At 62.7% G+C, this 12,477-nt stretch carries 11 protein-coding genes; 5 read left to right on the forward strand and 6 right to left on the reverse strand.

Translation table 11 applies throughout. The features are described 5' to 3' along the window. Positions 1-177 precede the first annotated feature (177 nt). From ACXAEK_RS13895 to ACXAEK_RS13915, 5 genes are all read right to left on the reverse strand, one after another. Complete coding sequence (locus ACXAEK_RS13895; RefSeq protein ID WP_475042736.1) at positions 178-933, reverse strand: ABC transporter ATP-binding protein; 756 nt, start codon at positions 931-933, stop codon at positions 178-180. 12 nt (positions 934-945) lie between these two features. Beyond that, the gene (locus ACXAEK_RS13900; RefSeq protein WP_475042738.1) at positions 946-1,701 is read right to left on the reverse strand and encodes an ABC transporter ATP-binding protein; all 756 of its coding nucleotides are present in this window, start codon (positions 1,699-1,701) and stop codon (positions 946-948) included. 12 nt (positions 1,702-1,713) lie between these two features. Continuing rightward, a complete protein-coding gene (locus ACXAEK_RS13905; protein WP_475042740.1) occupies positions 1,714-2,919 on the reverse strand; it encodes a branched-chain amino acid ABC transporter permease in 1,206 nt (401 codons plus the stop codon). 4 nt (positions 2,920-2,923) lie between these two features. Further along, the gene (locus tag ACXAEK_RS13910; RefSeq protein ID WP_475042742.1) at positions 2,924-3,955 is read right to left on the reverse strand and encodes a branched-chain amino acid ABC transporter permease; all 1,032 of its coding nucleotides are present in this window, start codon (positions 3,953-3,955) and stop codon (positions 2,924-2,926) included. Positions 3,956-4,094: 139 nt separating this feature from the next. Then, complete coding sequence (locus tag ACXAEK_RS13915) at positions 4,095-5,441, reverse strand: substrate-binding protein (RefSeq protein ID WP_475042744.1); 1,347 nt, start codon at positions 5,439-5,441, stop codon at positions 4,095-4,097. Between the two features lie 231 nt (positions 5,442-5,672). On the opposite strand from ACXAEK_RS13915, the gene ACXAEK_RS13920 reads away from it, so the two are divergent. The 5 genes from ACXAEK_RS13920 to ACXAEK_RS13940 all read left to right on the forward strand — a co-directional run bounded on the left by ACXAEK_RS13920 (position 5,673) and on the right by ACXAEK_RS13940 (position 11,851). Next, a complete protein-coding gene (locus tag ACXAEK_RS13920; protein ID WP_475042746.1) occupies positions 5,673-6,971 on the forward strand; it encodes a short-chain fatty acyl-CoA regulator family protein in 1,299 nt (432 codons plus the stop codon). A 91-nt stretch (positions 6,972-7,062) separates the two neighbouring features. Beyond that, entirely contained in the window at positions 7,063-7,443 is a 381-nt protein-coding gene (locus tag ACXAEK_RS13925) for a response regulator transcription factor (RefSeq protein WP_475042747.1), read from the forward strand. Beyond that, entirely contained in the window at positions 7,440-7,772 is a 333-nt protein-coding gene (locus ACXAEK_RS13930) for a hypothetical protein (RefSeq protein ID WP_475042749.1), read from the forward strand. Before ACXAEK_RS13925 ends, ACXAEK_RS13930 begins: the two co-directional genes overlap by 4 nt. Continuing rightward, on the forward strand, positions 7,772-10,450 hold the full coding sequence (locus ACXAEK_RS13935) for an ATP-binding protein (protein ID WP_475042750.1): 2,679 nt from the start codon (positions 7,772-7,774) through the stop codon (positions 10,448-10,450). Before ACXAEK_RS13930 ends, ACXAEK_RS13935 begins: the two co-directional genes overlap by 1 nt. Positions 10,451-10,534: 84 nt before the next feature. Continuing rightward, on the forward strand, positions 10,535-11,851 hold the full coding sequence (locus tag ACXAEK_RS13940; RefSeq protein ID WP_475042751.1) for a FliM/FliN family flagellar motor switch protein: 1,317 nt from the start codon (positions 10,535-10,537) through the stop codon (positions 11,849-11,851). Between the two features lie 190 nt (positions 11,852-12,041). Here ACXAEK_RS13940 and ACXAEK_RS13945 read toward each other — a convergent pair whose 3' ends face one another. After that, a complete protein-coding gene (locus ACXAEK_RS13945; protein WP_475042752.1) occupies positions 12,042-12,467 on the reverse strand; it encodes a protein tyrosine phosphatase family protein in 426 nt (141 codons plus the stop codon). Positions 12,468-12,477: the final 10 nt, after the last annotated feature.

The raw sequence follows: 12,477 nt of genomic DNA on the forward strand, positions 1-12,477 counted from the left end.
CGGCAGGGCAGAAGGGGCCGGAAATCTGCGGTGTATAACTTGCGTTTATGGCGGGGAAACAAGGGGTTCCGGGAGGCATCCCGGGCCGGCGGCAAAAAAAGAGGCCAGCTCTGAAAAGAGCCGGCCCAGTCTGCCAGTGCCGGCACGCGGGTGGCCGGCACGACGGAGATGAATTCTTCAGATCGCCAGGTATTCTGCGCGCAGCTCTTCGTTTTCCAGCACCTCGGCAGCGGTGCCGTCAAAGACGATGCCGCCGGTATCCAGGATCACCGCGCGGTCGGCCAGCTCCAGCGCACGCACCGCGTTCTGCTCGACGATGATGGTGGTCATGCCCTGTTCCTTGATGTGGATGAGGGTCTTTTCGATCTCGTCCACGATCACCGGGGCAAGGCCCTCATAGGGTTCATCCAGCAAAAGCACCTTGATGTCGCGGGCCAGGGCGCGGGCAATCGCCAGCATCTGCTGCTCGCCGCCCGACAGTGTCACGCCTTCCTGTTTGCGGCGTTCGCCCAGACGCGGGAACAGGTCGTAGAGGCGCTCCAGCGACCAGCCGATCGGCGGGGCGATCTGCGCCAGCTGCAGGTTTTCTTCGACCGTCAGGCCGGGGATGATGCGGCGATCCTCCGGCACCAGGCCCAGGCCCGCGGCGGCGGCCTCGTAGGAGGTCATCTTGTGCAGCGGCTTGTGGTCCAGCCAGATCTCGCCGCGGGTCACCATAGGTGAACCGGTGCGGGCAATGGAGCGCAAGGTCGAAGTCTTGCCCGCACCGTTGCGGCCCAGGAGCGCCAGGATCTCGCCCTCGTGGACGTTGAAGTTGATGCCTTGCACGATGTAGCTCTCGCCGTAGTAGGCATGCACATCCCAGACCGACAGGAAGGCTGGCGCGGTGGAGGCCACATTGGCGTTCCTGGAGAAATCGGGTTTGACGTTCATCTTGGTTCCTCCTTACGCCGACTCGCCCAGGTACGCTTCGCGCACCTTTGGGTTGCCGCGGATGTTTTGCGGATCGTCCTCGACCAGCGGCGTGCCCTGAGCCAGCACGGTGATCCGGTTGGCGAGGCTGAACACCACATGCATGTCGTGCTCGATGATCGCGATAGTGATGTCCCGCTCGTCGCTGATCTGTTTCAAGAGGTCGATGGTGTTGTTGGTGTCGGCACGCGCCATGCCGGCGGTGGGCTCGTCCAGCAGCAGCAGACGCGGCTCCTGGCTCAGGCACATGCCGATCTCCAGCCGCCGCTTGTCGCCGCGGGACATGGCGGCGGCATGCATGTGCCGTTTGTCCGCCATGTTCATCTCTTCCAGCATGTGCTCGGCCTTCTCCAGAATGTCCTTCTGTTGCAGCACTGCGGACAGGGCGTTCAGTTCAAACGCGCCGTCCCGTTTGGCAAAGCAGGGGATCATCATGTTCTCCAGCACCGTCAGATCGCCGAAGATCTCAGGCGTCTGGAACACGCGGGAGATACCCATCTGGTTGATCTCATAAGGGGCGCGGCCCAGCACTGACTGGCCGTCGAACATCACCGATCCGGTGTCGGGGATCAGCTTGCCCACCAGGCAGTTCAAGAGGGTCGACTTGCCTGCACCATTCGGTCCGATGATCGCGTGGACCGAGTTTTCCTTAACGCTGAGGTTCACCTCGGACAGCGCTTGCAGGCCGCCGAACCGTTTCCCCACGTCTTTGACTTCAAGGATACTCATCTGTCTGTCTCCTTATTCCGCAGGGTTGGTTTCATGGGAGGCTGAACCGTTGTCCTTGGTCTTGCGGTTCTTGAGCCAGCCCCGGATCCGCTGACCGCCTTCGACCAGGCCGCCGGGCAGGAAGATCACAACCAGCATGAACAGGATGCCCAGGGTCAGGTGCCAGCCCTTGCCGATGAAGGGGTGGATGATGAAGACCACCGCGTCCTCCAGCCCATCCGGCAGAAAGCTGAACCAGCTGTGCAGGACGTTGTCGTTGATCTTGGAGAAGATGTTCTCGAAGTACTTGATGAAGCCTGCACCCAGCACCGGGCCGATCAGAGTGCCGGCACCACCCAGGATAGTCATCAGAACAACTTCGCCGGAGGCGGTCCATTGCATCCGCTCAGCCCCTGCCAGCGGGTCCATCGAGGCCATCAGCCCGCCGGCCAGGCCTGCATACATGCCGGAGATCACAAAAGCAGCCAGGGTGTAGGGCCGGGTGTTGAGGCCGGTGTAGTTCATCCGCTGCTGGTTCGACTTCACCGCCCGCAGCATCATGCCAAAGGGCGAGCGGAAGATGCGGATCGCCAGGTAGAAGGAGGCAAGCAGCACCAGCGCGCAGAAGTAGTAGCCGACGTTGAAGGTGAAGACCCAGCTGCCGATCACCAGTTCCGCGCTGTCGCGCATCTCCAGCCCGAACAGGCCGGGCACCGGGATGTTGCCCTCGGCGGTCTGGCTTGCGCCCAGGATGCGCGGATCATCCAGCGCCAGTTGCAGGCCGGTCTCACCGCCGGTGATGGGGGTCAGCACGGAGTAGGCCAGGGCAAACATCATCTGCGCAAAGGCCAGCGTCAGGATCGAAAAGTAGATGCCCGAGCGGCGCAGGGAGACAAAGCCGATCAGCAGCGAGAACAGGCCGGAGACGATCACTGCCAGCAGGATCGCCGGGATCACGTTCATGCTCAGCAGTTTGAACATCCAGACAGCCGCATAAGAGCCGACACCGAGGAAGGCCGCATGGCCAAAGGACAGGTAGCCGGTGAGGCCGAAGAGGATGTTAAAGCCGATCGCGAAGATCCCGAAGATCACAAACCGCTGCATCAGGTCCGGGTAGCCCGCGTTGAATTGCGCCATCGCGCTGCCCGCGGGGAAGGGGTTCAGGATGAAGGGGGCGAACAGGGTCAGCACCGCCACGATGATCAGGAGGCTCAGGTCTTTTTTGTTCAGGTTGAACATGGTCTTAGTCCTCCATCACGCCTTTGCGGCCCATCAGGCCCCGCGGGCGGGTCAGCAGAATGATGATGGCGACCAGATAGATGATGATCTGGTTGATGCCCGGAATGATGTCGATGACCTCGCGCATCGAGGCAAAGCTCTCCAGCACGCCCAGCAGGAAGCCTGCCAGCACCGCGCCGGGCAAGGAGCCCATGCCGCCGACGACGACCACCACGAAGCTTAGGACCAGAAAGTCCATGCCCATGTGGTAGTTGGGGGAGTTGATCGGCGTGTACATGACGCCGGCCAGGCCTGCGACCGCGGCGGCGATGCCGAACATGATGGTGAATTGCTTGTCGATGTTGATACCCAGAAGGCCGACGGTCTCGCGGTCGGCCATACCAGCGCGGACCACCATGCCGAAGGTGGTGAATTGCAGGAAGGCAAAGACTCCGCCGATGATCACCGCGGCAAAGCCGAAGTAGATGATCCGCCAGTAGGGATAGATGATCAGGTTCGGGTCAAAGCCCAGCATGGCGCCGAAATCCAGCGAGCCCTTGAAGGCCGCAGGGGCCGGGGTCGGGATCGGGTTGGCGCCGTAGAAATACTTGATGACTTCCTGCAGAACGATGGCGAGGCCGAAGGTCACCAGGATCTGGTCCGCATGGGGGCGCTTGTAGAAATGCTTGATCAGCCCGCGCTCCATCACCACGCCAACCAGGATCATGATCGGAATGGCAAAGAGGACGGACAGCGGCACCGCCCAGTCGATGATCGCATCGCCCGTGGCTATGCCGAACAGGTCATGCACATAAGGGACCTCAACCTTCAGCGGATTGCCGAGGAAGTCCTTTTGGGTTTCGTCGATGATTGTGTGGCTCAGCGTCAGGATGCGGCTCAGGGTCACCGCGCAGAAGGCGCCGATCATGAACAATGCGCCATGGGCAAAATTCACAACGCCCAGTGTGCCGAAAATGAGTGTCAGGCCCAGCGCAATCAGCGCATAGGCTGAGCCCTTGTCGAGCCCGTTCAGGATTTGGAGGATTATGGCGTCCATTGTCCCACCCTCTGAAAGTGTGAGTGCATAAAGCAGCAGGGCCCGTCACAGGGCGGCTTTTGCGGGAGCAGCAGGGGGCAGGGGCCTTCGCAAGGAGAGCCCGCCGCCCGTCTGTTCAGATGCAGATCAAGCGGCCGCTTCAGGCGCCGTTGTTGCAAGTGCCCAGGGCGCCGCCGGAGAACTGCGGGTGATCCGGGGCATAGGTCACCTGGTCAACCGGGGTGACTTCGACGATTTCGAGCAGGTCGAATTCAGACGTCGGGTTTTCCTTGCCCTTCACGACCAGCACGTCCTTGAAGCACTGATGGTCGGCACCGCGGTACAGAGTTTTGCCGTTGCCCAGGCCGTCGAATTCATAATCCTCAAGCGCTTCGGCGACGGCACAGGGCGCAAAGGAACCCGCGCGCTCAACCGCATCCGCATAGAGCAGGGTCTGAACATAGGTGGTGTGCGCGGCCTGGCTCGGCGGGAAGCCGTATTTGGTGCCGAAGGACTTCACAAAGGCCTTGGAGCCTTCGTCCTGCAGCGTCCAGTGCCAGTTGGTGGAGCCGAAGATGCCCTTGACGTTGGCGCCTGCACCCTTGGCCATCAGGCGGGAGTAGAGCGGCACGACGATCTGGAAGTCCTTTCCGTTCACCTGCTTGTCACGCAGGCCGAACTGCACCGCGTTGGTCAGCGAGTTCACCATGTTGCCGCCGTAGTGGTTCAGAACCAGCGTGTCGGCGCCGGACTGCAGGACCGGTGCGATATAGGATGAGAAATCGGTCTGCGTCAGCGGGGTCTTCACTGCGGCAACGGTTTCCCAGCCCATGGCCTCGGTCGAGGATTTCACCGCCTCTTCGGTAGTGTAGCCCCAGTTGTAGTCCGCGGTCAGGTGATAGGCCTTGCGGTCCTTGCCATAGGCGCCTGCCAGCACCGGCGCCAGCGCCGCACCGGACATGTAGGAGTTGAAGAAATGGCGGAAGCCGTTGGCCCGCTTGTCTTTGCCTGTGGTGTCGTTGGAGTGGGTGAGACCGGCCATGAAGATCACGCCGGCCTCCTGACAGAGCGCCTGCACCGCCACAGCCACACCGGAGGACGAGCCGCCGGTGATCATGATGGCGCCGTCTTTTTCGATCATCGACTTGGCAGAGGCGCGGGCGGCATCGGATTTGGTCTGGGTGTCGCCGGTGACATATTGCACCTTCTTGCCCAGAATGCCGTTGCCCTGCAGCGCCTTGGAGCTGAAGGTGTTCATCATGCCGCCGTCGCCGCCGCCGTTCAGGTGCTCGACCGCCAGCTCATAGGCGCGCAGTTCGTCGGCGCCTTCGTCCGCGTAAGGGCCGGTCTGGGGCACGTTGAAGCCGAGGGTAACGGTGCCGCCGGTCGGTTCATTGGTAAATGCGTGCGCGCTTTGCGCGGTAAAGATGGTCGGCAGTGCAATTCCTGCGCCTGCCACGGCACCGGTCCGCAAGAGACCTCGGCGCGAAACGTCGAACTTAGACATGTATTCCTCCCTAATATGTTTGGTCCCTTGCAGCTCCTCACTTCTGCGCGGTACCAGCACAATTCGTGCAAAATCAGTATGGGAGCGTCATGTAAACTCAGGCAATAAAACCCTTTTAATGCTTGAAAATCCTGTAAAGAACTGAACAGTATTCTGTGGTGCTCTGTAAACAAACTTATATTGCGTTGCAGAAAGCCTTTGAAATGACAGAGTTTTGGGAGACCCGCTGAAATGGCACGCGACACCCTGACCGGAAGCCGGATCCGTGAGCGCCGGCTGATCCTTGGGCTGCGCCAGGCAGAACTGGCGCGGGAGGCTGGGATTTCGGCGTCTTACCTTAACCTGATCGAACACAACCGGCGCAGAATTGGCGGCAAATTGCTGGTTGGCATCGCCGGGGTGCTGGGCGTGGAGCCCTCGATGCTGAGCGAGGGCGCAGAGGCGGCGCTGATCTCGACCCTGCGGGAGGCGGCGGCGGACAGCGGCGTGCCCGTGGCGGAGCTGGACAGGGTGGATGAATTCGCAGGCCGTTTCCCGGGCTGGGCCGAGGTGCTGGCCGCCGGGCACCGCCGCGTCGCGACGCTGGAGCGCACGGTTGAAACCCTGTCGGACCGGCTGACCCATGATCCCAACCTGGCCGCCTCGGTGCATGAGGTGTTGTCGACCGCAGCAGCGATCCGGTCTACCGCATCGATCTTGGCAGAAACCGGGGAACTGGAGCCGGAATGGCGCGACCGCTTTCACAAGAACCTCAATCAGGATTCGCTGCGCCTGTCGGAAAGCAGCCGTGCCCTGGTGAATTTCCTCGACGAGGGCGATACCGGCGCCGACCGCCGCGGCATGCCGCAGGAAGAAGTCGAGTTTTTCTTTCAGGCGCATGGGTTTCACTTCCCGGTGCTGGAGGATGGCACTACCGGGCCGGAGCACCTGTTGCAGGATGCGCCCGACCTGACCAGCGGGGCCGCGCGCAGCCTGGCCCGGGCGGCTTTGGAGCAATACCTTGCGGACGCGCAGGCAATGCCGCTGCCGCAGATAAGCCGGGAGATTCAAACCCGCGGCATCGCGCCGGTTGCCCTGGCGCGCCGTTTTGGCTGCGGCCTGGCGGCAGTGCTGCGCCGATTGGCCGCGCTGCCTGAAGAGGTGCTGGGTCAAGAGGCGGGGCTGGCAGTTTGCGATGCCTCTGGCACGCTGCTGTTCCGAAAGCCGGTAACTGGTTTTGCGATGCCGCGCTTTGGCGCATCCTGTCCGTTGTGGCCGCTTTACACAGCATTGGTGAACCCGCATGTGCCGGTCCGGCGCAATGTACTGCAGCAAGGGCGCAACGCGGCGGCCTTTGACTGCATGGCCGTTGCCTGGCCACAGGAAATGCCGGATTTCAATGCCGATCCGCTTTACCGGGCGGTGATGCTGATCCTGCCGGGGACCAAAGATGCGGAGGATCCCCAACTGGTGGGCGCCAGCTGCCGGGTGTGCCCCCGGCAGGGCTGTGCAGCCCGGCGGGAGCCGTCGATCCTGAAGGAAGAGTTTTGACAGTGATGCGGGCAGGGGGCTAACCTGCGCAAAAATGAATGCGTGCCCGGGCCGGTTCGGCGGAGGGCAGCGCGGGGAGGAATTTCTGCTGATGGGCAGGCATGTTGTTCTGATTGAAGATGAACCGAATATCACCGAAGCCATCCGGTTCCTGCTGACACGGGACGGCTGGAGCGTGGACGCGCATACGGATGGCGCCACGGCGGTGGATCTGATCCGGGACGCGAATCCCGATCTGGTGATTCTGGATCTGATGCTGCCGGGCAAAAGCGGGCTTGAGATCGTCCGCGAGCTGCGCGGAGCAGCTGGAATGACCAAGCTTCCAGTGCTCATGCTCACGGCCCGCGGCCAGATGCGCGACCGCGAAATGGCGGAAAAAGCCGGGGTTACCCGCTTTATGACCAAACCTTTCTCCAATGCCGAGGTGCTGACAGCGGTGCGCGATCTGCACGCCCAGGCCGGCCAGGGATGACCCGGGACAGCAGCACCGAAGAGCAAACCGGCACCCGCGCGGAACGCCAGACCTACCGCCGCCGCCGCCTGATGGACATCGCGCGCTTGCTGCCGGTGCTGGGCGCGCTGCTGCTGGCGCTGCCGCTGCTGTGGCCCGAGGCCTCGACCCATCCGGCCGCCCGGGACGGCGTCAGCATGTCTTCGGCGATCATATATATTTTCGCCGTCTGGGTAGGTTTGATCGGCGCTTGCTTCATCTTCAGCCTGGCAGTGCAGCGGTGGGCGGACCACTGGACCGGCGGCGGGCCGGACGGGGCAGACGCGCCAGGTGCGGCGGAGGACAGCTGATGGCCTCGCTCAATGTGCTTGCCTTTGTGTGCCTTGCCTATGTGGCCTTTCTGTTCTTCATCGCCTTTTGGGCCGACCGCATGGCAAGCCGCGGCCGCAGCGCTGCCTGGATGCGCTCGCCGCTGATCTATACGCTGTCGCTGTCAATCTATTGCACCGCCTGGACTTTTTACGGCGCCGTCGGCTATGCCGCGCGGTCCGGGCTGGAGTTCGTGACCATCTACCTCGGTCCGTCGCTGGTTATGATCGGCTGGTGGTGGGGGCTGCGCAAGCTGGTGCGGATCGGGCGCAGCCAGCGGATCACCTCCATCGCCGACCTCTTGTCGTCGCGCTATGGCAAATCGAACCTGCTGGCGACCGGTGTGACCATCCTCGCGGTGATTGGTGTTACGCCGTATATTTCCCTGCAGTTGCAGTCGATTACGCTGTCCTTTGCAATCTTCGCCGAAGCCGATCCTCTGCGCGGCTTCAACGAGACCTCCACCGTGTTCTGGGTTGCCGCCGGTCTGGCGGTCTTTGCCATTCTGTTCGGCACCCGCAACCTGAATGCCAATGAACGCCACCACGGCGTGGTCACAGCCGTGGCGCTGGAGGCGATTGTCAAACTGGCTGCCTTGCTGGCGGTGGGCGTGTTTGTGGTCTGGGGCGTGGCCGGCGGTGTCGGCGAAACGCTGCAGCGCATTGATGCCTCGCAGATCGGCCAGTGGAATGTGGACGGCAGCCGCTGGGCTGCGATCACCTTTCTGGCTGCGGCGGCCTTTGTTTGCCTGCCGCGGATGTTCCAGGTGATGGTGGTCGAAAACGAGGACGAACGCCACCTGCGCATCGCCTCCTGGGCGTTTCCGCTGTACCTGCTGCTGATCTCGATGTTTGTGGTGCCGATTGCTGCGGTGGGGCTGGAGCTGCTGCCGGCAGGGTCCAACCCGGACATGTTCGTGCTGACGGTGCCGTTGCAGCAAGGCCAGCAGGGGCTGGCGGTGCTGTCGTTCCTGGGCGGGTTCTCTTCGGCGACGTCAATGGTGATCGTGGCGGCCATGGCGCTGTCGACGATGGTGTCGAACCATATCGTGATGCCGGTCTGGCTGCGGCTGCAGAGCCGCCAGGCCTCGGTCTCCGGCGACGTGCGCGACGTTGTGCTGCTGTCGCGCCGGGTATCGATCGCGGTGATCATGGCGCTGGGGTATTTCTACTATCACCTCTCAGGCGGGGCGGCGGCGCTGGCGGCAATCGGCCTGATTTCCTTTGCCGGGGTGGCGCAGATCCTGCCTGCGCTGGTGGGCGGGCTGTTCTGGCGCGGCGCCACCCGCAGCGGTGCCCTGGCCGGGCTGACCGTCGGTTTTACGATCTGGCTGTACACCATGCTGCTGCCTGCCCTGGGTGGCGGGCTGCTGCCGGAACATATCCTGCGCCACGGCCTGTTCGGCCTCAGCTGGCTGCGCCCTGAGGCGCTGTTCGGGGTTGAGGGGCTGGACCCGACAGTCCATGCGGTGATGTGGTCGATGAGCCTCAATGCACTGGCGTTCTGCCTGGTGTCGCTGATGAGCTTCCCCAGCCCGCTGGAACGGCTGCAGGGCGCACAGTTTGTCAATGTTTTCGACCATTCCGCAGGACCGCGTGGCTGGACCGGCTCGGTGGCGCAATGCGAGGATCTGATGATCATGTCGCAGCGGATCCTGGGCGCCCATGAGGCACAGGCGTTTTTCCAGCGCGAGCGGCTGCGCCAGGGTGGCCGCGGCCCGTTGCCGGAACCTACGCCTGCATTCCTGGAGCGGCTGGAGCGGGAGCTGAGCGCCTCGATCGGTGCGGCCGCGGCCCATGCGATGATCGGCCAGATTGCTGGCGGCTCCTCTGTTTCTGTTGCCGACCTGCTGGCGGTTGCGGATGAAACCGCGCAGATGCTTGAATATTCCAACCGGCTGGAAGCGCAGTCGGAAAAACTCTCGGAAACCGCGCGTAAGCTGCGGGAAACCAATGAGAAACTAACCCAGATTTCCGAACAAAAGGACGCCTTCCTGAGCCAGGTCAGCCATGAGCTGCGCACCCCGATGACGTCGATCCGGGCGTTTTCGGAAATTCTTCGGGATAATGGTCAGCTCAGCCCGCAGGACCAGCGCCACTATGCGGGAATCATTCATGACGAGACCTTGCGGCTGACCCGGCTGCTGAACGACTTGCTGGATCTTAGCGTGCTGGAGAACGGGCAGGTCAGCCTCAATATGACAGCGGGCACGCTGCCTGATGTGCTGGATCACGCGGTTGCTGCGGCGCTGGCAGGCTCGGACCGGCCGCTCAGGGTTATACGAAACCCGGAGACTGAGGGGTTCCGTCTGTCCTCCGATCTGGACCGGCTGGCGCAGGTATTTATCAATCTGATCGCAAATGCCCAAAAATACTGCGATGCGGAAACGCCGGAATTGACGATTGCCGCCGCTGCCGCAGGAGGGCGCTTGCACATTGATTTCATCGACAACGGCAGCGGCGTGCCGGCGGATTTCCAGCAGATGATTTTCGAGAAATTTTCGCGCGTTAGCCCGGAGCGCGCCGGCGGAGCCGGGTTGGGGCTGGCGATCTGCCGCGAGGTCATGCAGCGGCTGGGCGGCGATGTGCTGTATCTGCCAGGGCACAGTGGCGGCGCTTTCCGGGTTTCCTTACCTGCAGCAGGCGAAAAGGCCGCGTGATCTGCTCTGAGGTACAGGAGTTGTTAACCTCCCTTCGGGTAGAACCGGGGAAACGGGACGCGCAAGGGGCAGGTTAAACAGCCTATGTCTGAGACAGAAGCAGCAGAGGCAGGCAGCGGCAAGCAGGGTGTGCTTGCTCGCAAGCTGGCAGCGACAAAGGAAGGTGTCGGGGCACTGACGACCTCTCCGACGCTGAAGGCTTTGCGCCGCTCCGTTGCGCGCGCCGCCGCGGATCTTTGCAATCTGCCGATGGCCGTTCTGGCCGCACGCCAGTCGAACCGTATTCCGGAAGACCTGTCAGATCAGCTGTCGGACAAGGATCTGCTGGTTGTTCTGGATAGCCCCAATGGCCGGATGGGGGCTGCCAGCATGGACGCCGCAATGGTTACGGCGCTGATCCAGCAGCAGACCATTGGCGCAGTGATCGGCAAGACCCCGGATGAACGCCACTATACGCCCACCGATGCCGCAATGACGGCAGAGTTTCTGGAACGCATCTTTGCCAAGGTTATGGCGATGCTGGACGGTCACGCTGACCAGGCCATTTTCAACGGCTACCGGTTCGGTGCCCAAGTGGAAAATGTGCGCAGCCTCGTTCTGGGAATGGAGGCCGAAGATTACCGGGTGATCGAGCTGAACCTGGATCTGGCTTGCGGCGCCATGCAGGGGGTGATGAAGTTGATTCTGCCCGAACCCACTGCAGAGGAGCTGCAGGGCGGCCAGGCGGGCGGCACCCAGGGGCCATCGCTTGGGGCCAACATGGGGTCTATCCGCGCGGAACTGTCAGCGGTGCTGTGCAAGATGCGGGTGCCGCTGAATGAATTTGCCGGCCTGAAAGTGGGGGATACCCTGCCTTTGGATCAGGCGTTCCTTTATGAAACCGACCTCTTGACCATCGGCGGCCAGTCTGTGGCCCAGGGCCGTCTCGGTCAGATGAACGGCGCGCGTGCTGTGCGCCTGAACCAGCCCAGAACCAGGCTGGTCGGCGATGCCGGAGCTGATGAGATGGCATTCTCTGACGGGGCAGGCACAGGCAGCACCGCCGGTGCGGCGCCAGCGCTTGATATGGGAATCACCGCCCAGGGCCTGCAGGAGCCAATGGATGATATGGGCCTGCCGGCACTGGAAGCTGAGCCCGGTATGGACGGCGGCTTTGGCATGGGCGGCGGCGACGGGCTGCCGGCTCTTGGCGATGGCGGTCTTGATGGTGCAATGGGAAGCGGCATGGATGCCGGGGACCTGCCTGGCCTCGGCGATGGCGCGCTGAGCATGGAGGGGCTGGACGGCGGGCTTCCGGACTTGCCTGACCTGCCTGATTTGCCCGCTGCCGATCTGGGGGACTTTGGCGAAGGCGATGCGGCTGCAGAAATTTCCCAGCTGGCCGGTCTGAGCGGCGACTAGGCGGAGAGCGGGTGAATGACCCCTATTCGGGTCAGGCGCCTGGGCGTGCTACGCTGAGTTACTTCAAACCGCAAAGGGCCGCGCAGGTGCGATCTCCGTGACGGGCCATACGCAGGGCCGGCAGCATCGCCGCAGCGGTGCTAAATTCCGTGCGATGGCCCCAGTTTTCTGAGATCACAAGCTGACAGAGTCAGCGCCTTGCCAGCGAGTCCAGGGCCGGACGCAGACCGTCCAGCTGGTATCCCGCGGCCTGGGTCTTTTGCAGGATGTCATCCGGCGGCATATCACAGGCTTGGCTGAGCGCCCAGACAACCGAACAACGGGTGCCAGAGGCGCAATATGCCAGAACCGGACCTTCGCAGCCTTCATACAGCTCGCGCTGCAATGCCACGTTTTCCGGTGTCATCGTCTGATGGGTCAGCGGAAGCACTTCGAATTGCAGTCCTGCGGCTTCGGCAGCGGCGCGGATCGCCTCAGCCTGATGGCTGAGCGGGACCTCTTCGTCGGGGCGGTTGCAGATCACCGTCTTGTAACCGGCTTCGGCAATGGCAGGCAGGTCCTCAGCCGAGATCTGCGGCGAGACCGAGTAGCGGGGGGTGATAATGCGTGCGTCCATGGGGCGAGTC

This window comes from Leisingera sp. ABM4_101, from assembly GCF_056158725.1.

Excerpts from the sequence above, each read along its gene's own strand:
- ACXAEK_RS13895 (WP_475042736.1), bottom strand. The coding sequence starts at position 933 with ATGAACGTCAAACCCGATTTCTCCAGGAACGCCAATGTGGCCTCCACC.
- ACXAEK_RS13900 (WP_475042738.1), bottom strand. The coding sequence starts at position 1,701 with ATGAGTATCCTTGAAGTCAAAGACGTGGGGAAACGGTTCGGCGGCCTG.
- ACXAEK_RS13905 (WP_475042740.1), bottom strand. The coding sequence starts at position 2,919 with ATGTTCAACCTGAACAAAAAAGACCTGAGCCTCCTGATCATCGTGGCG.
- ACXAEK_RS13910 (WP_475042742.1), bottom strand. The coding sequence starts at position 3,955 with ATGGACGCCATAATCCTCCAAATCCTGAACGGGCTCGACAAGGGCTCA.
- ACXAEK_RS13915 (WP_475042744.1), bottom strand. The coding sequence starts at position 5,441 with ATGTCTAAGTTCGACGTTTCGCGCCGAGGTCTCTTGCGGACCGGTGCC.
- ACXAEK_RS13920 (WP_475042746.1), top strand. The coding sequence starts at position 5,673 with ATGGCACGCGACACCCTGACCGGAAGCCGGATCCGTGAGCGCCGGCTG.
- ACXAEK_RS13925 (WP_475042747.1), top strand. The coding sequence starts at position 7,063 with ATGGGCAGGCATGTTGTTCTGATTGAAGATGAACCGAATATCACCGAA.
- ACXAEK_RS13930 (WP_475042749.1), top strand. The coding sequence starts at position 7,440 with ATGACCCGGGACAGCAGCACCGAAGAGCAAACCGGCACCCGCGCGGAA.
- ACXAEK_RS13935 (WP_475042750.1), top strand. The coding sequence starts at position 7,772 with ATGGCCTCGCTCAATGTGCTTGCCTTTGTGTGCCTTGCCTATGTGGCC.
- ACXAEK_RS13940 (WP_475042751.1), top strand. The coding sequence starts at position 10,535 with ATGTCTGAGACAGAAGCAGCAGAGGCAGGCAGCGGCAAGCAGGGTGTG.
- ACXAEK_RS13945 (WP_475042752.1), bottom strand. The coding sequence starts at position 12,467 with ATGGACGCACGCATTATCACCCCCCGCTACTCGGTCTCGCCGCAGATC.